The sequence below is a fragment of the Lysinibacillus sp. A1 genome (genome assembly GCF_000801965.1).
GTDB lineage: Bacteria > Bacillota > Bacilli > Bacillales_A > Planococcaceae > Lysinibacillus > Lysinibacillus fusiformis.
Window position 1 is genome coordinate 1 of record NZ_JSZM01000024.1, and the last position, 18584, is coordinate 18584.

Sequence of the window (18584 nt, forward strand, 5' to 3'; positions counted from 1 at the left end):
ATCCAGTTTTGAAAGAATAAGAAAGTTTTTTTAAAAAACTTGCATTTTATAACTAAATATGTTATAATAAATCTTGTCTTTTAAATAAGTCTAGTGATGATGGCAAAGAGGTCACACCCGTTCCCATACCGAACACGGAAGTTAAGCTCTTTAGCGCCGATGGTAGTTGGGGGCTTCCCCCTGTGAGAGTAGGACGTCGCTAGGCTGTATATTATAATTATTCCGAAGTAGCTCAGTTGGTAGTAGCACCTGACTGTTAATCAGGTTGTCGCAGGTTCGAGTCCTGCCTTCGGAGCCATTCTTGGAGAGTTGTCCGAGTGGCCGAAGGAGCACGATTGGAAATCGTGTAGGCGGTTAACACTGTCTCAAGGGTTCAAATCCCTTACTCTCCGCCAGCACTTTAATTATTCCAAACGAAGGCCCCTTGGTCAAGTGGTTAAGACACCGCCCTTTCACGGCGGTAACACGGGTTCGAATCCCGTAGGGGTCACCATTCATTGTTATACCCAGATGGAGGATTAGCTCAGCTGGGAGAGCATCTGCCTTACAAGCAGAGGGTCGGCGGTTCGAGCCCGTCATCCTCCACCATTTTTAAAAACAACATATATCATTATCGCGGGGTGGAGCAGTGGTAGCTCGTCGGGCTCATAACCCGAAGGTCGTTGGTTCAAATCCGGCCCCCGCAACCAAATGGTCCCGTGGTGTAGCGGTTAACATGCCTGCCTGTCACGCAGGAGATCGCCGGTTCGATCCCGGTCGGGACCGCCATTTTTTATAGTATATGGGTCAGTAGCTCAGTTGGTAGAGCATTAGATTGAAGCTCTAAGTGTCGGCGGTTCGATTCCGTCCTGACCCATCATTTTTTTGCCGGTGTAGCTCAGTTGGTAGAGCAACTGACTTGTAATCAGTAGGTCGTGGGTTCGACTCCTATCGCCGGCACCATGTATTCCCGGAGGGGTAGCGAAGTGGCTAAACGCGGCGGACTGTAAATCCGCTCCTTAGGGTTCGGCGGTTCGAATCCGTCCCCCTCCACCAGTTTTATTTTTTTTATTTTTATAGGGGCATAGTTCAACGGTAGAATAGAGGTCTCCAAAACCTTTGGTGTGGGTTCGATTCCTACTGCCCCTGCCAATTTATTTTATGGCGATTGTGGCGAAGTGGTTAACGCACCGGATTGTGGTTCCGGCATTCGTGGGTTCGATTCCCATCAGTCGCCCCATTCAAGTATAAAGTAAATTTAATAATAATAACTATAATATCATGGCGATTGTGGCGAAGTGGTTAACGCACCGGATTGTGGTTCCGGCATTCGTGGGTTCGATTCCCATCAGTCGCCCCATAGTTGGGGTATAGCCAAGCGGTAAGGCAACGGATTTTGATTCCGTCATGCCTAGGTTCGAATCCTAGTACCCCAGCCATTTTTTTTGCGGAAGTAGTTCAGTGGTAGAACACCACCTTGCCAAGGTGGGGGTCGCGAGTTCGAACCTCGTCTTCCGCTCCAAGTATGATGGCGGCATAGCCAAGTGGTAAGGCACAGGTCTGCAACACCTTTATCACCGGTTCAAATCCGGTTGCCGCCTCCATATTTTAACTGCTAATCGGTTTATCCGATTTTTTTTATCTCCACTATGCCGGTGTGGCGGAATTGGCAGACGCGCACGACTCAAAATCGTGTTCCTTTGGAGTGTCGGTTCGACCCCGACCACCGGTATCATTATGTACATATACGTTACGTTTAGAAAGCTCACAATCCTTGATAGTACAGGGTTTGTGAGCTTTTTTCATTTTTGGGGATACGATTAGAATTAAAATCATTTTACACACTTCAGGTAGAAGACGTTGATATATAAGGCTTATTACTACATTCCCTAGCCTGATCACCAGTAGCGGAGGTTAGCGTAATAATATAGCAAATAGTTGTGTAGGGAGATTAGTTAAAGAAGGTAGTTTTTAAGTGAATGGTGCATTGTTAAAAAATAATATATTACACAATAAGTAAGTTTCAATGGAAAGGTTGGAGGTGATTTTTATGAAGAAGGTTATTAGTAGACTACAAGATGAATTTAAAGGGAACGATACTGCAAATGGTATTGATAATATGTTTTCTGGTCAACCTGTTCACCCTACCTGTAGAAATATGTTGAGGCTGATATCGTATAACAAGCGAAGCTATAATACTACTTGGAGGTAGGGGTACTGGTGAATACGTTTAGAACCAAAAAAATAGTAATACAAACCAAAGCTATGGTTTGTATTACTAATGTTAGTATGCTTCACCTTTTGAAATTATTGAACGCGAGCAAATCCAAATCCTGAAGCGTAGTCATCACCTATAGCAGCTCCATAACCACCTTTAATATCTACTGATTTTGCTCTCGCTTGTAAGTTAGAACGTAGTTGCGTATTAGACAATGACGGATTTTCAGCCCAAATTTTTGCTGCTAAACCAGAGACATGAGGGGTAGCCATTGATGTACCGCTAATTGTATTATAACCGCCATTATGCCATGTAGAATAAACTGATGAGCCGGGAGCTGAGATTTCAATATCACCTTCCTGGATTACATAATCTCCAGCTGTAGATATATAACCACGTGAAGAGTAGTCAGCTACACGATAAGTCCCATTTTGTTGTACATTTTCTAAAGCTGCAACGGCGATTGCATTTGGTAATGCCCCTGGATAACCAATTGTTCCTTGCGCATAGCCTGAATTACCAGCTGCAGCTACTATTAGAACTCCTTTACTGTATGCGTAATTGACAGCACTTGAAATGAGGCTATTATTGGCTGAAGAACCAAGAGACATACTAATAATTGTTTTGGTACCAGTAGCTGTTGCTTGATCTGCTGCATGTCGAATAGCAGCAGCAATATCATCTGAGTATCCAGAGCCGCTATCTAATAACACTTTGTAAGCCCAAAGATCAGCATCTGGAGCTACACCGTAAATGCCTGCTTGATCGCTTCCACCATCAGCTAAGGCCGTACCAGCAACATGTGTACCATGTCCGTTTCTATCTGTACAGCTGTTATTAATGGGTGTTGTCGCACCTGTAAAGTCTTTACATTGCTCTACGTTATTGACAAGGTCAGGATGAGAAGTATTCACACCCGTATCGAGTACGGCAATATTAATGCCACTTCCTCCAGTTGTAGATGTTAAAGTATCATTGTTATAAATTGCTTTAATGCCCCAAGGTATTTGTTGAGAAGCTCTTAAAGAAGTTACCAAATCCAGAGTTTCATTTTCTACCATACTATCGTCTTCCAAACCTATCGTATCTAATGTAACGATGGGCACTTTTGTAACTGTGAAATTTTTATTCTTCTGTAATGCTTCGAATTGTTTTTCATTCATATCAGTTGAAAATCCGTTCTCTGTTAACTCCCAACGAGCAGAATATTGAGTTTTTAATGTTGATTTTTCTGATTTTTTGTTTGCCTCAACATAAACACGGAATTTCTCCTGACCAACGTCATTTCCTGAGCTATCTTCGCTATCCATCGCTGTTGCGTACACTGGGTTTATTACTGATCCTGCAATCAAAAGACTTAGCAACGTACTTTTCATTTTTTTCATTCTTTCCAACCCCTTTTCAAATTTAGTTATAGTACTACAATTTGAATCTACCATAATTTAGGTTTTTTGATTATTGGGAAAATTATGATTATAATAAATGTAAAATATAGTCATTCGATACGGGAGGTTATGAAAATGAAGATTGGTTCATTAATTAAGTACTATCGTACAAAGCTAGGAATGACACAGAATTCAGTAGCGATGGGGATTTGCTCGATTCCTCATTTAAGTAAAATTGAGAATAATAATAAAGAAGCAAATAGCGAGACAATACGTCTACTGCTAGAACGATTAAATATTAGTATTCATGATGTAGAGAATAACGAACAAAATATTATTTGCCTATTAAATGATTTACAAAAACATATAAATTACCTAGAGAATGAGAAAGTAAAAGAGACAATGAGCAGATTAAAAGAATATGAAGAAATAATAGGTTTTACAGAATCTATTTATTTATATGAACTTTATAAGTTACGTTATTATGTGTTTGTTAAAGAGCATAAATTAGCAGACAATCAATTAAGATGGCTAAATGCCCATCGACCAAATTTTTCCCAACATGAAAGGTATTTACATTCATATTATTATGCATTAGTTTTAATTACAAAAGGTAAATATGAGGAAGCAGCTAAAGAACTAATTCAAATACTTCAAATACATCCAGAACTAGGGTCACTAGAAGGAGAGTTTTACTATCATTTCGCTTTAATAAAAGGGCGGTTAGAAGAACCAAGCCAAGCAATTATTTATGGAAAAAAAGCTCTTCAATTCTATAAGGACCAATTTAATTTTAAACGAATTGTTTATACATTAATGTCTCTGGCACTCAATTACTCTCGAGGAAAAGTGTTTCACGAAGCAATCGAAATCTATGAACATTTAGTGAGAAATGTAGAGCTATTACAGCAACAGCAGCTATTACCTGCTATATATCACAATTTGGGGGATTTGTACCAAATGAGATGGGAATATGAAAATGCATTAATTTACTTTGAAAAAAGCGCTTCTTTAATGTCAAAGAACTGTGATCATTATCTGCTTTGCTTATATAATTTAGGTGTTACGCAATTTCGCTTAGAACAAACGGAAAAAAGTATAAAAACCTTTACTATTCTAAAGGAAGAAGCAAAAAATAAGAAAAAATTAAGTTTTAATTTATTTGCTACTTTTTATTTATATTTGCTAGGAGAAGAAAAAAAGAAAGCAATGGATTTTTTAGAAGGGAGGTTAATTCCATTTACAGCAGATAATGAAGAATTAAAAGAAATGCACCAACAATTTTCTAATTTATTGGGAGAGTATTATCGACAAGAAAAGCAGTTCGAGAAAGCTATGCAATTTATTGAAATTTAAAGGAGAGTGTGAATATGAAGAAAAATGTTGGATTATCAATTTTAATACTGAGTGCTGCAGTAATAATTATATCTGTTCCAATTCATCCACCGGTTTTATAAAAGGCAAGAGTGGTAGAAGGTAGTGGCTCTATCTTATGATTGAGGAACAGTGTAAACCACAAGCCTTTGAAATTGAAAGAGACAGGCAGATTTTTTATGAAGGGTATGGGGGAAAGTTAATTAATCAAAACGAGTACAATTACTTTAAAAATGGATTATATGAGTTTTTTTAGATGAAGATATAAACCGTTCTGTAGGATAAATTACATTCCTTCAGAGCGGTTTATTTGTTTTCCCCTACATTTTTAACGATTAGTTCATGCTCTGTTCATGTAACAATTTTAAGCTAAGGATAATCAAAGTAATGGAGGGGTTAAGGATGAATCTTGCCTGGAAAGAAATGAAGAAAAATAAAGTACGGTTTTTAATCTTGGGCTCCATCATCTTCCTAGTTAGTTTTTTAACGTTTATTATTTCAGGTTTGGCGAATGGTTTGTCACAGGATAATGCAGCTTTAATAAAAGATTTACCTCAGGGACAATTTTACATGACGGAGGATGCAGATGGGACGTTTAATCTTTCGAGAATCTCTAGCGATCTACAACAGGAAGTCATGACTGAGGAGAAGGAGGCAGTTGCCTTTTCTATTCAAATGGGCTTTTTAAGTGATCAGGATGATAAACAGCAAAGTGTGGCCTTTGTCACGTCGACGGAATCAACACTATTTAGAAATGTACGACATGGTGAGGTGCTATTAGACAGCTCACTACAGGATAGAGGAATTAAGGTTGGAGATATATTAACGAACAATCAATATAGTGGCGAGTTTATAGTGAAAGGCTTTGTGGAGCAAAAGAAATATAGCCATGCCCCTGTTGCTTATATAAGTAAAGAGGCCTATCAGGAAATATATCGGGTAAAGGATATGCAATTAATTTTCGTTCCCAAAAATACGGCTAAGGAATTTGAGGGACTGCAGTCTTATAGCAATAAAGAATTTCTGAATGCTATTCCAAGTTACAGTGCGGAACAGATGTCTTTAAATATGATAATTTGGTTTTTAGTTGTCATTAGTGGTATGTTATTTGCTATTTTCTTCTATATGATGAATGTACAAAAGATAGGACTATATGGCATTCTCAAGGCGATTGGATTAAAAACAAGTAGGTTATTTAACATGATCTGGACACAGATGGTGATTATTACTGCCTTTTCATTAGTATTATCAGTCAGCCTTAGTCAATTATTCAATATAGTTGCGCCAAAGGAGATGCCGTTTACGTTAAACCTAGGTACAACAATACAACTATCGTTAGTGTTCCTTGTCATTGGTTTTGTGGGAGCTACACTATCAGGTCTACAAATTAAAAAAATTGAACCGTTACAAGCAATACACCAAGGGGAGGCTTAGTCATGACGTTATTTACGATTGATGAAGTAAGAAAAACGTTTAAAAATGGTGATGTCGAAGAGGAAATTTTAAAAGGCATTAATTTATCCCTAAAAGAAGGAGAGATTACAGCATTGGTAGGTGCATCTGGTTCAGGGAAAAGCACGCTATTAACTATAGCTGCTGGACTACAACCAGCAACAGATGGACAAATCCTTTTTGAGGGACATAATTTAACGGCTATGAACGAGGAACAGGTACGAGGTCTGCGTGCAAGTAAATTTGGCTTTGTCTTTCAGTTTGCACATCTTGTACCTTTTCTTACCGTAGCGGAGCAGCTGCTATTAATGTTGGACGTTGCTGGGTCGCCACTGAAGAAACATGAGAAAAAGCATGAAGTAAATCGTTTATTACAGTTAGTTGGGTTAGCTCATCGTCAACATGCTTATCCTTCTTCCTTGTCAGGTGGAGAAAAGCAACGTGTAGCGATTGCTCGTGCCATTATTCATCAACCAAAAGTATTGTTTGCAGATGAGCCAACAGCAAGTTTAGATTCACAGCGCTCTAAAGAAATTATGTTGTTAATAAGAACACTAACAAAAACGTTAAATATAACAACATTATTAGTGACGCATGACGAAGAAATGTTGGCTTATACAGATCGTATTATTAAAATGAGCGATGGTGTCGTATTATAAAATAAGCAAGGCTCCCACTAGTAGGGAGCCTTGTGTAACGTTTAGGTTAAACGTGCATTACGACTCATTTTACAAACCATTCTCATTAACGCTTTGTGTAGAAAAGGAAAAATAGTAAAAATAACATCCATTGTTTTGCGCATAGGCATTGGACAAATGATAGGCTTATTTTGATGAACACCTTCTATAGCCATTTTTGCAATTCGCTGAGGTGCGATCATTTTTTGCTGCTTTAATTGTTTGGTGATCATTGATTGATCCATATGAATCGCCTTGGCGTTTTCGAAAATGGGTGTATCCACAAACGTTGGACATAAGGTACTCACCTTAATCCCAAATTCCTCAGCCTCATAGTGGAGAGAGGTTGTTAGTCCTATAACAGCATGTTTGGTAGTAGCGTATGCAGTAGAAAAAGGAGAAGGTCCTAACCCTGCGGCGGAGGAGGTATTGACGATATGTCCAAAACCTTGCTTTTTCATAAGTGGGTAGCCTATTTGAGTACCATAAATGACACCCCATAAATTAATGGCCATAATTTCCTTCCAATCCTCAATAGTCATTTCACTCAACTCCCCATACATAGCAATACCAGCATTATTAAACAGATAATCTATACGATGAAATTCCTCATATACATCATAAATGACAGAAGCTACATTTTTATAATCGGTTACATTTAAATGTACAAATTTTGCTTGGACAGCATCTTTATTTAACTCTGCTTCTAACATGCGACCCTCATGTTCTTGAATATCAGCAATAATGACAAATATATGGCGAGCAATTAATTCCTGGCAAATAGCCTTTCCTATCCCTGATACACCACCTGTAACAACAGCAATCTTTGTCATCTTTAGAACCTCCCGATTTTGTCTCCTTCATCTCCATAAAGTTCAATGATAGAGCTATATTGTTGTGCCACTATATTAGCACCTTTACTATTCAAATGAACGCCATCCAAAGTTACATGTAGCCCTCGTTTTTGAGATAATTTATCGATGCGTAAAGGATTTTTGTAAAATAAAACATCTAGTAGAACTCTCATTACATTTTTATTAATAAAGCTTGAGCACTCCAAATTTTCTAAATGCTCTTTAAAGAGATTTTGCATATTCACAAAATAGATGTTGCCAGATTTCAATGCAACAGACTCCATAATGGATGTTAGCTCTTTTATTTCTTGGTTAGAGTGATTTTGAAGATCTTCTCCTACTAATGCTGGTGATACTAACACTACATTTTTAGAAGCGGCATGTGCTTTCTCTAATACTTTTAGGCAGTATTCTTCGAATTCAATATGATCCTTCGCCACTGGTTGTGCTTGCACCTTTAATAATTTTGAATAGACGTCATTGACGCCTATCCAAAGAATAAGGAGATCATAGGAAAATTGGAGTGGTGCTTTTTCCAAGCGAGTAAGTAAACTTTTAATTGTCTCGCCTGGATTTCCAAGATTATCGAATGAAATATGAGGATATTGAAGTTTCAAGAGATTATAAAATGAAACTCCTGGACGACCTTCTGTTAAGCTATCACCTATTAAACCTACTTTCATTTAAATCCCACCTTTTTTAATTTCTTTTAAGAAAATCGTTATTGCCTGATGAAAGAGTGGTTCTAATGATTTCAAATTTTGATTATTGGTAAGCTGACATAATCCACCCAGCCATGTGCCAAGTAAGACGGTCCATATATCTACATTGCCATCAACGAATTCGTTTTGGTCGATACCCTCTTGAAGAATTGCACGATAAGCATTCATTGGTGTAATAGCTAAATTGAATAATTGCTGTATAGAATCAGGGCTCGATTTAGGATTAGATGCCAGTTCTTGACCTGATTTTAGTAAAGGTGTTTGATACTCATAGAGGACATGCATGGCCATACCATACAATTTATCTGTTGATGTGGTGTATGAGGATTCTTGTTGCAACCATTTGTCATGCCAATTTTTCATCGATTGCTGCGCCAAAAGTACAAATAACTTTTCTTTATTTTCGAAATGATAATAAATATGTCCTTTACTATAGCCAGAGGCTTTCGAAATATCACCAACAGATGTTTGATTATAGCCATGTTGAGAAAATAATTGGATGGCATGTTTGATAATTTCAATCTTTGCCTTGTCACTGTCATAGCGTCTTTTATTCAATGTCGTGCTCCTTTAATGATTTGAACAGTCGTTCTAATTAAATTATACATAATTTTCTAATTAATTAAATAGTTGAAATTTTTATTCGGAATATCGTCAAATTTCTAAAGTTGGAAGGGAACTCCAATTAATTGTTGAATTATTTGTTATGCAAAAATAAAAAGGGGGGATATGTTGGGAAGAGTAGTTGGCTTTGAAATAAATAGTCAGGAACCAGAGAAAGCGGCCCCGAATGGGGATTATTGGCCAGTGACAACTGGGCAAAAAAGCAAAGTGGGGATAAATGGTGGCATTAGTAAAGGTCAGAGTGATCTATCCACATGGTACACGAATTCAAATGGAAGTGGATGCAATTGACGAAGTTATCGAACAGGCAACAAGCAACGTGGCTACTATTTTGCGTGAGAAAATGGAGTTTGATGACTGTTATCTTGCTTATTTAGTGGATCCGACTGGAATAGGAATCGGATTAATTCAACATAAAAATAACAAATAAAGTCTCTTTCAGTAGAGTCTTTTTTCATTTTAAGCATAACTATACGTCTTTATGGGTAAAGAATCGATGGAGGAGGGATAATGTGAGGAACATATTGAAATTAGTATGTTTGATCCTGATAACGATTGGCATAATACCGAAGGAAGTGCAGGCAGCCAGTTTTAAAGATTTAACGGATGATACCTTGATGACAGAAATACATTATTTAGTGGAGCAGGATATTGTGAAGGGTTATTCGAATCAGTTATTCAAGCCGAATGACTATGTTACGAAAGCGCAGGTAGCTGTCATGCTCACACGTGCTTTAGGACTAAACACAATCAACATAGAGAACCCCCACTATCAAGATGTAACACCGGCTAATCCATATTACAAAGAAATAGCTGCTGTACAAAACAAAGGGATATTCGATGCAGCCCAGACATTTAATCCAGACGCGCCGATTACTAGAGGAGAAATGGCTATTGTGCTAAATAGGGCCTTTCAATTAAAAGGCTCAGATCCTTATTATTTTACAGATGTGACGGAGCAGACACGTGGTTATAAAGAAATTTTAACACTGGCTCATAATCATTTAGTAAGGGGCTATGAGGGTGGTGCGTTTAAGCCGAATGACCCTGTTACACGTGCACACTTCTCAGCCTTTTTGGCACGAGCATTGACTCTTTCTAAGCCTAACTTGCTAAAGGACCCGGCATTTGTTTATACGTATGCCCATTATTCTTTAAGTGACAATAAACGTTATACTTTAAGCTATCAATATGAGCAACACGACGGTAAAAATGATGTATGGACAGTCAAAAATGTAAGTACAGGACAATCACTTGCTGATGAGCTTTTATATGCTCATGATCGTGCATATGGTCAAGCCATTGCAAGTGACGCTAACACACATTATGATTTATATATGGAACTACCACTTAGAATAGGTGTTATTTTACATGAAGATGATCCAGGGGTTACTGCAGGAGAAAGAGTAACTGTAAAATCAACTAATAGCACAGTACAAGCTGGTGAAGTGCAATATACGGGTGTAATAATAGTAGAGAAAAGGTCAAAATTTAGTGATGTGATAAAAACCTATTATTTCGTAGATGATGTTGGTTTAATCAAGGAGCTACACAATGATATAGTTGTGTTTGAATTACTCACTCGAACAATGAAATAATCAGAAAAGGAAAGCAAGCCACTGATGGGCTCGCTTTCCTTTATTGTTGTATAGAAATATGAAAAAAGCGCTGTAATGCTTGCAGCCATTCCTTCTCGGTGTTTGTTGTATAGGTAGTTAAGGATGGTCCCTCGTAAATTCTAAATTCATTGTTCATCATCGTGTGACGACCACGAGCCGTTCGAATCATGGCGATTTTATTTTTTTGCTTGGAGAGCCGTGGGGCAAATTTTGCATCATTTGCATCATCATGAAAGCAATAGAGCAAACGCCATTGCTGCTTGGTTTGCTCAAAAAGCATCCAACCATTTTCTTCATCATACTCTACTTTATATAATTCTCGACCTTCTCGGTGTTGATATCCTGCTAGTAATGGTACTGGTTTACAAGGCGCTAAAGCACCAACGCCTACATCTGATATATAGGATTGTTTCGCATCCTTTACTAGTAATAGCTGATGCATGGGTATATCTTCAGGAGGCGTATGTTCTTCAACATTGCGCCAAAACTGAGCATAGCGATTGGTAACTGAGAAGCCGAGCTCCCGTAAAAGCCAGCTAAATAAAATATTTAGTTCAAAACAATTGCCACCACGTCGCTCAATAATAATCTTTTGAAATAAATTAGGAATAGAGAATGAGATACCGAGGTTCAAGGCAACATCTAAATTTTCATAGGGAATAGTCAATAGATGCTTTGTCTGTAGCTGTCCTAGAAGTTGGACGGTAGGCTCTAAAGTTCCTTGAAATTGAATATGCTGTAAATATTGCTGAATCTGTGCATTCATAAAATCGCCTCACTTCCTTATTAATAACATAACCGAAACAGCATCAGAATACACGCATAATATTACGAGGGAAATGATAGAAAAATAGCTAAATAACTTGTAGAATTAATATATTAGCTACTATAAAGTGAAATATTTTACAATATAGTTAATGAATAAGAATTTAAGGTAGGTATGATAAGGAAAATGAAATGGATAGAAGTCAATACATATGACGAAATGAGCGAAGTGGCAGCAAAGATTTTTATAGAGCAAATACAGAAGAAGCCAAATAGTGTGCTAGGATTAGCAACTGGTGGTTCACCTGTAGGAATGTATAAAGAATTAGTAGAGCGACATCGAGCTGGTCAAGTATCATTTAAGGATGTACAAACTTTTAATTTGGACGAATATGTAGGTCTTAAGCGAACAAGTCCTGCAAGTTACTGGACTTTTATGCACAATAATTTGTTTAATGATGTAAATATTAAACAGGAAAATATACATTTGCCAAATGGTGAGGCAGAGGATTTAGCTGCTGAATGCATGGCATATGATGCAAGAATTGATGCGGCAGAAGGTATTGATTTACAGCTTCTTGGAATTGGCGTAAATGGTCATATAGGTTTTAATGAGCCAGGTACCCCGTTCGATTCTATGACAAATATTGTTGAATTAACGGAATCAACAAGAACAGAAAATGCGATTTACTTTGATGACGAAGCCGAAGTCCCAACACATGCGATTACGATGGGTATTCAATCTATTATGAAGGCGAAGGAAATTGTCCTGATTGCCTTTGGTGAAAAGAAGCTGGCGGCCATCCAAAAATTGAAAAGTGGCCATATAACAGAAGATTTCCCTGCAAGTCAATTATTGAAACATCCTAACGTCACGATTATTTATGGCGGTACAAATTAACAATAAAAAGCAAAGCCTTCTTATGACTGAAGTCTTTGCTTTCTTGCTTTTCCTGAAAACGTATGAGCCATGAATATACGCTCCTAAAAAATACTGCTACAATAACAATTAAATCACCCTTGTTGAAGGGAATGTCTAATTGTCTAGAGGGTGCAATTGTAGAGTGTCGAGAGTTTCTTCTTAAGTAGAACTAACCATATAGAATGATGGGAAGAAGATGCAATAATAGCTAAATGCCTTCGCACTAGCTTAGAGACAGCATAAGAAAAATAGAGGAGGAATGAACGTGAAAAATACCGTACCACGTTTACAAAAGGGAGATGTAGTAGGTATAGTTGCCCTATCGAGTCTAGTAGAACCTGAAAAGCTTGGGGACGCATTAGCTTTTTTAGATGAGTTGGGTCTTCGCTATATCGTAGGGGATACAATCCATGCAAAGCATGATTATTTAGCGGGTAGTGATGAAATCAGGTTAGCTGATTTTCACGAAATGGTAAAAAATCCTGAAGTGAAAGCGATTTTTTGTGTAAAGGGTGGCTATGGCGCTGCTCGGATAGCTGAAAAAATTGATTATACGCTATTAGAGGAAAATCCAAAAATTTTCTGGGGCTTTTCAGATATTACCTATTTGCATTGTGCCATCAATGAGTACGCTAATTTAGTAACATTCCACGGACCTATGCTAATGGCTGCTAATACAATGGATGAACTATCGAAGAAAATGTTTGTACAATTATTTTCCCCTATAGAAATACAATATACGGAGTCAATCTCTCCTTTAATAACAATTGCTGGTGGGGTGGCACGTGGTGAATTAATAGGAGGAAATCTTTATCGTCTTGTCAGCACATTAGGCACTAAATTTGAGATACAGACAGAAGGTAAGATTTTATTGATAGAGGAGTTAGCTGAATCGATTCCTAACATTGATTCGATGCTACAGCAATTAAAGCAAGCTAGGAAATTAGAGCAGCTAGCAGGTGTTGTCATTGGCTCCTTTACACAAACAGAGTCGGATGATGCATCACTACATTATTTAATGAAAGAGTATTTTGGAGACTTAGGCATTCCTGTTGTGGCAGGTTTTAAAATAGGACATGAATCAACGAATATAGGTATTCCTCTTGGGGTAGATGCGTATTTAGATGCAGAGGAAAAAGTATTGAAGATATTACCAGGAGTATATTAACTGTGGGGGATGTTAGATGATATGGATATTGAGAAAAAGCTCTATGAAGCAGCGGTCCAATTAGTGGAGAAAAGATATCCTTCAGGATGGGGTGGAGCGGCCGCTTTATATTCTGAGGACGGGCATATTTTAACTAGTGTCGCACCAGAGGTCATCAATGCAGCAACTGAATTATGTATGGAAACGGGTGCTATTTTAGAGGCGCATAAATTGAATACAAAGGTGACCCATTCGATTTGTGTTGCTAGAGAAAATGAAAAATCTAAATTCGTAGTGCTCACACCTTGCGGGGTCTGCCAAGAAAGGCTCTTTTATTGGGGAGAGAATGTGAAGGCAGCAGTTACGAATTCAGACGGTTCACTAATATTTAAAACGTTAAAAGAGATACAACCATATCATTGGTATAAGGCCTATGAACAATAATGCAAAAAGACATTACAAAAATATGTAATGTCTTTTTGGTGTGAATTAATAAGGCTCGGCATTATGTCCTTTATCTATCGCATCTTGGGGAGCATGATCTCCACCAATATTGCCAAGTGGCTTTGAAGGAGAGGATTCCTTTCTAGCCTTATGCAACCCTTCTTTTAGCAAACGACCATATTCTTCATCTGCTTCTTCCGCTAGTGCAATCATGGCATTTTGTATATCCATATGACAGACCGCTAAATCACGAATTAAATTGGCAAGCAGCTCATCGCGCTCCCATTGCTCAAAGTTACGATAAGTTTCACCAGCTTGCTTGGTATTACTTTGACGATCAATGGATTCTCGGACAAGATTTCCTTCAATATACGGAGTATATTCCTTGCCATTCTGTGTTGCTTCCTTTAAGCCATTTAACATGGATGGCTCATAATTAATATGTGGATTTTGACCAGGTGCTAAATCCCGTTTATACATCATTTGCCCACCACTTTGATTGGTTGCTACACGCTTTTTAGGCGCATTAATGGGCAATTGAAGATAGTTGGCTCCCACACGGTGACGTTGTGTATCCGAATAGGAGAACGTACGACCTTGCAGCATTTTATCGTCGGAGAAATCTAAACCATCGACCAGTACGCCCGTACCGAAAGTAGCTTGTTCTACCTCTGCAAAATAGTCCTCAGGATTTTTGTTTAATACCATTTTACCGACTGGATACCACGGGAATTGATCGTTTGGCCAAAGCTTCGTGTCATCCAATGGATCAAAATCAAGTTCAGGATGTGGGCCATCCTCCATAATTTGAACATGTAACTCCCATTCAGGAAATTCTTCACGTTCAATCGCATCATATAAATCCTGAGTGGCATGATTAAAATTTTTCTGCTGAATTTCTTCTGCTTCTTTTTGTGTTAAATTTTTAATGCCCTGAAGTGGCTCCCAGTGATATTTGACGAGGACTCCTTTACCTTCCTGATTAACCCATTTATACGTATTGACGCCAGAGCCCTGCATCATACGATAATTAGCGGGTATACCCCAAGGTGAATATACAAATGTTACCATGTGAAAGGATTCTGGTGAGCTAGCACAAAAATCAAAGAAACGTTCAACGTTTTGAATATTAGTAATAGGATCAGGCTTAAATGCATGAATCATGTCAGGGAATTTCATCGCATCACGGATAAAGAAGATCTTTAAATTATTACCTACTAAATCCCAGTTGCCATCCTCTGTATAAAATTTTACCGCAAAGCCTCGTGGATCACGTAATGTTTCAGGCGAGTGTCCACCATGTATAACCGTTGAAAAACGTACAAATACAGGTGTTTTTTTTTCTTTATCCTGAAAGACTTTTGCACGGGTATATTTAGAAATTGGTTCATCGCCTACTACACCGTATGTTTCAAAATAACCATGTGCACCAGCACCGCGAGCATGAACAACTCGTTCTGGGACTCGCTCTCTGTCAAAGTGACTTATCTTCTCTAGAAAATCATAATTTTCAAGTGTTGCAGGACCTCGATTACTAACCGTTCGTAAATTTTGATTGTTAGTAACGGGATGTCCCTGTCGATTTGTCAATGTTGTATCTTGCTCATGTGTTGAATCATTTTGCTGCGTCATAGTATGACCCCTTTCCAATAGATACTTCCATTTTGTCCTTGAAAGGGGCAATCTAGACATAGGAAAATTTTACATATTTGCTGATAAAAAAGCTCTCCATACATAGATGTAGGAGAGCCTTGGATGGCGTTTTCAAATGGAATCAAGTTTTTTGAGTATGGCCTTTACCTATAGTTGGTCATTAGTCATCGGTCATACAGTAACAGGTAACTTGTTATTGGTTTTTATTTAATTAGCCGAATAGCTAAATTTGAAAACAGCACATCCAACTCGGTTTGGAGTCTCACCGCCCCGAGATTAGAAATAACGGGAATCATCAAAGTGAAGTTGGATGCTGTAATTTTTTGAATTAATAAGATTGGATAGTTTATGTGCCTCTTTTTCGAGTTTCATTGCGCGTTCACGATAGTCATCTGGCTCATATAATGCAATCTCGTATAACATAGCACCATCACCATAGCCAAAGCGAACACTTTCTTTTTCCCGCATACTAAATTCTTTACATAGTTCAGCCTCAGCACGCAGCTGTGTAGCTAATTCGATAGCTTCCACTAGTGCTAGTTTCTGCCCTTTAAAGTCTACTGTGTTTTGGATGTTTGCTTCATACACTAAACGATCTAGCGTACGCGTATCTACACGAACTTGTGCCAATTCCGCTTCAATAAGGGAGAGTGCACGGTTACTTGTTTTAGGAGCTTGTCCCTTTTCTACTGTCACAAAAGCACTACGATGTAATTCACTAATAAGCTCTTGCGTTTTCTTTCCTAAAATACTTTTTAGTTTAACAGCTTCTGCAAGGTTGATCACGAAAACACGTCCTTTTTATAGTATTGTAGATGGTGCATTATTTGACAAGAGGGCAATTTGATAGTCACCACCATGAATTTGGTTAAACATTTTGCCTGCTGACGCCAAAAGGTCATTCGCTGCTTCATGTGTTAGTGATGGTCTAAGATAAAAAATATGGAGCGCCTCAGTCGTATCCTCTGTAACGGCTGTCCGTTTAGAATCGACAAATGGAGAACCAAACGCTCCCTTTTCATCACGGCTATAGAGGATTTTGTTAAATGTATTAAAACGACCATTTAACCCCTCATAGCCAATGTCTTCGTGTCCAAGAGCTATTTCTACGCACCCTTTCATAAGGGCTACATCATATAGACCAATCGGAATTTCATATTGAAGAGAGAAGAAGTTATTTAAATCTACACCAGAATGAAATGGTGTTAAATAGTTTTGTTTACTAATTCGACGCATTAGGCTTTCTGCTGAGTGACGATAACGATTTGGATCGGCACCTAGCTGTTTCCATAGTGCTCGCCATTCCGCAATACCCTCACGCTGGTTCACTGGAAGTTCCTGCATGTCTAGAAAAAGGTTTTCTTGATACAATTGCATCCGACCTTTAATCATTTGAGGGGATTCTGCTACAACAATTTTGGTATAATGAATAATGCCGATTTTTAGCTCGGGATGTTGTGTTAATAGAGATTCGTTAATGGAAATTTCCAAAGAACATCACCTACTTTATCTATTTCTATTATTGTACCATGTAAGGAGTTGGAAATAAAATGAACATACATGACCTACAACGCGACTTTGTGGCATATGCAATATCCATTGGCGTTGATAAAATAGGTTTTACAACAGCAGCTCCCTTTACAGAATTAAAAAACCGACTGCGTCGTCAGCAGGAGCTTGGCTATCAGTCTGGCTTTGAAGAAAGTGATATTGAAAAACGTACCGAACCCCTGCAATTATTAAATGAGGCAGAGAGTATTGTCTCGATCGCGGTTGCCTATCCCTCACGTATGCAAAATGCACCCATTGGCAAAAAGGGAGCAAGACGTGGGATATTTTGCCGTGCTTCATGGGGAGTCGATTATCATACAGCAATACGTGAACGTTTGAAGTTATTATCTGCTTGGCTTGAGGAGCGTGTCGAAGGTGTTCGTATAGAGTCAATGGTTGATACAGGTGCACTTGTAGACCGTGCAGTAGCAGAACGTGCAGGCATAGGCTGGAGCGGTAAAAACTGTTCGATTATAACACCTGAATTCGGGTCTTATGTGTATTTAGGGGAGCTTATTACCAATATTCCATTCTCGCCAGATAAGCCAATGGAGGATGAATGTGGGGAGTGTCGCCTATGCTTGGATGTTTGTCCAACCGGTGCATTAATCCAAGGAGGGCAATTGGATGCACAACGTTGTATTGCCTTCCTCACTCAAACGAAGGGAACACTTCCTGATGAGTTTCGTAGCCATATTGGTAATCGTCTCTATGGTTGTGATACATGTCAGACTGTGTGTCCCAAAAATAAAGGGAAAATTAATTGGATTCATGAAGAATTTATGCCAGATCCAGAGCTTGCCAAGCCATTACTAACACCACTATTAACGATTTCTAATAGAGAGTTTAAGGCAAAATTTGGCCACGTTTCTGGTTCATGGCGAGGTAAAAAGCCCATTCAACGAAATGCGATCCTCGCCCTTGCTCATTTTAAAGAGGAGGCGGCTATTCCAGATCTTATCAACCTTTTGAAAAACGATGATCGTCCAGTCATTCGAGGCACATCAGCATGGGCTTTAGGTAAGATAGGCGGAGAACAGGCTAAGTCTGCCTTATATGATGCGGAAGCTAATGAGCAGGACGAAGAAGTATTGCATGAAATTCACAAAGGTTTGCAGTTTTTTCAGGATGAATGAAAAAAAGCAACTCAACTAAATAAGTAATACTAAAAGAAATTATGACAATAAGGAAGTGTATC

Annotated in this window: 16 protein-coding genes, 16 tRNA genes, 1 rRNA gene and 1 pseudogene; 26 read left to right on the forward strand and 8 right to left on the reverse strand. The window is 38.4% G+C overall.

The genetic code is table 11. The features are described 5' to 3' along the window. Positions 1 to 89 precede the first annotated feature (89 nt). The 17 genes from rrf to PI85_RS18305 all read left to right on the forward strand — a co-directional run bounded on the left by rrf (position 90) and on the right by PI85_RS18305 (position 1711). A 5S ribosomal RNA gene (rrf, locus tag PI85_RS18225) occupies positions 90 to 205 on the forward strand. Between the two features lie 16 nt (positions 206 to 221). Continuing rightward, a tRNA-Asn gene (locus tag PI85_RS18230) sits at positions 222 to 298 on the forward strand. Positions 299 to 303: 5 nt separating this feature from the next. Beyond that, a tRNA-Ser gene (locus tag PI85_RS18235) sits at positions 304 to 395 on the forward strand. A gap of 23 nt (positions 396 to 418) precedes the next feature. After that, positions 419 to 493 (forward strand) — tRNA-Glu (locus PI85_RS18240). 19 nt (positions 494 to 512) lie between these two features. Continuing rightward, positions 513 to 588 (forward strand) — tRNA-Val (locus PI85_RS18245). Positions 589 to 614: 26 nt separating this feature from the next. Beyond that, a tRNA-Met gene (locus PI85_RS18250) sits at positions 615 to 689 on the forward strand. A gap of 3 nt (positions 690 to 692) precedes the next feature. After that, positions 693 to 768, forward strand: a tRNA-Asp gene (locus PI85_RS18255). 15 nt (positions 769 to 783) lie between these two features. After that, a tRNA-Phe gene (locus PI85_RS18260) sits at positions 784 to 856 on the forward strand. Between the two features lie 10 nt (positions 857 to 866). Further along, positions 867 to 942 (forward strand) — tRNA-Thr (locus PI85_RS18265). 9 nt (positions 943 to 951) lie between these two features. Continuing rightward, positions 952 to 1035 (forward strand) — tRNA-Tyr (locus PI85_RS18270). A gap of 22 nt (positions 1036 to 1057) precedes the next feature. Next, a tRNA-Trp gene (locus PI85_RS18275) sits at positions 1058 to 1131 on the forward strand. Positions 1132 to 1143: 12 nt separating this feature from the next. Beyond that, a tRNA-His gene (locus PI85_RS18280) sits at positions 1144 to 1219 on the forward strand. A gap of 44 nt (positions 1220 to 1263) precedes the next feature. Next, a tRNA-His gene (locus PI85_RS18285) sits at positions 1264 to 1339 on the forward strand. 4 nt (positions 1340 to 1343) lie between these two features. Next, positions 1344 to 1418: transfer RNA gene (locus tag PI85_RS18290), tRNA-Gln, on the forward strand. Positions 1419 to 1426: 8 nt separating this feature from the next. Next, positions 1427 to 1501: transfer RNA gene (locus PI85_RS18295), tRNA-Gly, on the forward strand. 8 nt (positions 1502 to 1509) lie between these two features. Next, positions 1510 to 1583 (forward strand) — tRNA-Cys (locus PI85_RS18300). Between the two features lie 47 nt (positions 1584 to 1630). Next, positions 1631 to 1711, forward strand: a tRNA-Leu gene (locus PI85_RS18305). Positions 1712 to 2286: 575 nt separating this feature from the next. Here the strand turns inward: PI85_RS18305 and PI85_RS18310 are convergent. Then, positions 2287 to 3582 (reverse strand): S8 family peptidase, encoded by a 1296-nt coding sequence (locus PI85_RS18310; protein WP_036120466.1) that lies wholly within the window; start codon positions 3580 to 3582, stop codon positions 2287 to 2289. Positions 3583 to 3717: 135 nt separating this feature from the next. Here PI85_RS18310 and PI85_RS18315 point away from each other — a divergent pair, with 135 nt between their 5' ends. The 3 genes from PI85_RS18315 to PI85_RS18325 all read left to right on the forward strand — a co-directional run bounded on the left by PI85_RS18315 (position 3718) and on the right by PI85_RS18325 (position 7067). Continuing rightward, on the forward strand, positions 3718 to 4938 hold the full coding sequence (locus tag PI85_RS18315; RefSeq protein WP_233301565.1) for a helix-turn-helix domain-containing protein: 1221 nt from the start codon (positions 3718 to 3720) through the stop codon (positions 4936 to 4938). A gap of 420 nt (positions 4939 to 5358) precedes the next feature. Beyond that, entirely contained in the window at positions 5359 to 6390 is a 1032-nt protein-coding gene (locus PI85_RS18320; RefSeq protein WP_036120459.1) for an ABC transporter permease, read from the forward strand. A 2-nt stretch (positions 6391 to 6392) separates the two neighbouring features. Then, on the forward strand, positions 6393 to 7067 hold the full coding sequence (locus tag PI85_RS18325; protein WP_036120456.1) for an ABC transporter ATP-binding protein: 675 nt from the start codon (positions 6393 to 6395) through the stop codon (positions 7065 to 7067). 41 nt (positions 7068 to 7108) lie between these two features. On the opposite strand, the gene PI85_RS18330 is transcribed toward PI85_RS18325, so the two are convergent. From PI85_RS18330 to PI85_RS18340, 3 genes are read right to left on the reverse strand one after another with little or no spacing between them, the layout of a single operon-like run. Further along, positions 7109 to 7918 (reverse strand): SDR family oxidoreductase, encoded by an 810-nt coding sequence (locus tag PI85_RS18330; RefSeq protein WP_036120453.1) that lies wholly within the window; start codon positions 7916 to 7918, stop codon positions 7109 to 7111. A 2-nt stretch (positions 7919 to 7920) separates the two neighbouring features. Further along, positions 7921 to 8622 (reverse strand): GDSL-type esterase/lipase family protein, encoded by a 702-nt coding sequence (locus PI85_RS18335; protein WP_036120450.1) that lies wholly within the window; start codon positions 8620 to 8622, stop codon positions 7921 to 7923. Then, a complete protein-coding gene (locus PI85_RS18340; protein WP_036120446.1) occupies positions 8623 to 9219 on the reverse strand; it encodes a TetR/AcrR family transcriptional regulator in 597 nt (198 codons plus the stop codon). 174 nt (positions 9220 to 9393) lie between these two features. On the opposite strand from PI85_RS18340, the pseudogene PI85_RS18345 reads away from it, so the two are divergent. Next, positions 9394 to 9715: pseudogene (locus tag PI85_RS18345) on the forward strand (VOC family protein). Positions 9716 to 9797: 82 nt separating this feature from the next. Continuing rightward, on the forward strand, positions 9798 to 10883 hold the full coding sequence (locus PI85_RS18350; protein WP_036120443.1) for an S-layer homology domain-containing protein: 1086 nt from the start codon (positions 9798 to 9800) through the stop codon (positions 10881 to 10883). A 40-nt stretch (positions 10884 to 10923) separates the two neighbouring features. Here PI85_RS18350 and PI85_RS18355 read toward each other — a convergent pair whose 3' ends face one another. Next, positions 10924 to 11670 carry an arylamine N-acetyltransferase gene (locus PI85_RS18355; RefSeq protein WP_036120440.1) on the reverse strand — a complete coding sequence of 249 codons (747 nt, stop codon included), beginning with the start codon at positions 11668 to 11670 and terminating at the stop codon, positions 10924 to 10926. Positions 11671 to 11856: 186 nt separating this feature from the next. Between PI85_RS18355 and nagB the strand changes: the two genes are divergently transcribed. From nagB to PI85_RS18370, 3 genes are all read left to right on the forward strand, one after another. After that, positions 11857 to 12570 (forward strand): glucosamine-6-phosphate deaminase, encoded by a 714-nt coding sequence (gene nagB, locus PI85_RS18360; RefSeq protein ID WP_036120436.1) that lies wholly within the window; start codon positions 11857 to 11859, stop codon positions 12568 to 12570. A gap of 280 nt (positions 12571 to 12850) precedes the next feature. Next, the gene (locus PI85_RS18365; RefSeq protein WP_036120433.1) at positions 12851 to 13759 is read left to right on the forward strand and encodes an LD-carboxypeptidase; all 909 of its coding nucleotides are present in this window, start codon (positions 12851 to 12853) and stop codon (positions 13757 to 13759) included. Positions 13760 to 13780: 21 nt separating this feature from the next. Further along, positions 13781 to 14182, forward strand: a complete 402-nt coding sequence (locus PI85_RS18370; protein WP_036127356.1) for a cytidine deaminase — start codon at positions 13781 to 13783, stop codon at positions 14180 to 14182. Positions 14183 to 14227: 45 nt separating this feature from the next. On the opposite strand, the gene PI85_RS18375 is transcribed toward PI85_RS18370, so the two are convergent. The 3 genes from PI85_RS18375 to PI85_RS18385 form a co-directional block, all read right to left on the reverse strand. Beyond that, positions 14228 to 15814, reverse strand: a complete 1587-nt coding sequence (locus PI85_RS18375) for a catalase (RefSeq protein WP_036120431.1) — start codon at positions 15812 to 15814, stop codon at positions 14228 to 14230. Between the two features lie 297 nt (positions 15815 to 16111). After that, entirely contained in the window at positions 16112 to 16621 is a 510-nt protein-coding gene (locus PI85_RS18380) for a hypothetical protein (RefSeq protein WP_036120428.1), read from the reverse strand. Between the two features lie 15 nt (positions 16622 to 16636). Continuing rightward, positions 16637 to 17326, reverse strand: coding sequence for a B3/4 domain-containing protein (locus PI85_RS18385; protein WP_036120425.1), 690 nt, complete (start codon positions 17324 to 17326; stop codon positions 16637 to 16639). 59 nt (positions 17327 to 17385) lie between these two features. Here PI85_RS18385 and queG point away from each other — a divergent pair, with 59 nt between their 5' ends. Beyond that, positions 17386 to 18522 carry a tRNA epoxyqueuosine(34) reductase QueG gene (gene queG / locus PI85_RS18390; protein WP_036120422.1) on the forward strand — a complete coding sequence of 379 codons (1137 nt, stop codon included), beginning with the start codon at positions 17386 to 17388 and terminating at the stop codon, positions 18520 to 18522. Positions 18523 to 18584 lie beyond the last annotated feature (62 nt).

Excerpts from the sequence above, each read along its gene's own strand:
- PI85_RS18375 (WP_036120431.1), bottom strand. The coding sequence starts at position 15,814 with ATGACGCAGCAAAATGATTCAACACATGAGCAAGATACAACATTGACA.
- PI85_RS18330 (WP_036120453.1), bottom strand. The coding sequence starts at position 7,918 with ATGACAAAGATTGCTGTTGTTACAGGTGGTGTATCAGGGATAGGAAAG.
- PI85_RS18355 (WP_036120440.1), bottom strand. The coding sequence starts at position 11,670 with ATGAATGCACAGATTCAGCAATATTTACAGCATATTCAATTTCAAGGA.
- PI85_RS18325 (WP_036120456.1), top strand. The coding sequence starts at position 6,393 with ATGACGTTATTTACGATTGATGAAGTAAGAAAAACGTTTAAAAATGGT.
- PI85_RS18335 (WP_036120450.1), bottom strand. The coding sequence starts at position 8,622 with ATGAAAGTAGGTTTAATAGGTGATAGCTTAACAGAAGGTCGTCCAGGA.
- PI85_RS18320 (WP_036120459.1), top strand. The coding sequence starts at position 5,359 with ATGAATCTTGCCTGGAAAGAAATGAAGAAAAATAAAGTACGGTTTTTA.
- PI85_RS18370 (WP_036127356.1), top strand. The coding sequence starts at position 13,781 with ATGGATATTGAGAAAAAGCTCTATGAAGCAGCGGTCCAATTAGTGGAG.
- queG (WP_036120422.1), top strand. The coding sequence starts at position 17,386 with ATGAACATACATGACCTACAACGCGACTTTGTGGCATATGCAATATCC.
- PI85_RS18315 (WP_233301565.1), top strand. The coding sequence starts at position 3,718 with ATGAAGATTGGTTCATTAATTAAGTACTATCGTACAAAGCTAGGAATG.
- nagB (WP_036120436.1), top strand. The coding sequence starts at position 11,857 with ATGAAATGGATAGAAGTCAATACATATGACGAAATGAGCGAAGTGGCA.
- PI85_RS18310 (WP_036120466.1), bottom strand. The coding sequence starts at position 3,582 with ATGAAAAAAATGAAAAGTACGTTGCTAAGTCTTTTGATTGCAGGATCA.
- PI85_RS18365 (WP_036120433.1), top strand. The coding sequence starts at position 12,851 with ATGAACGTGAAAAATACCGTACCACGTTTACAAAAGGGAGATGTAGTA.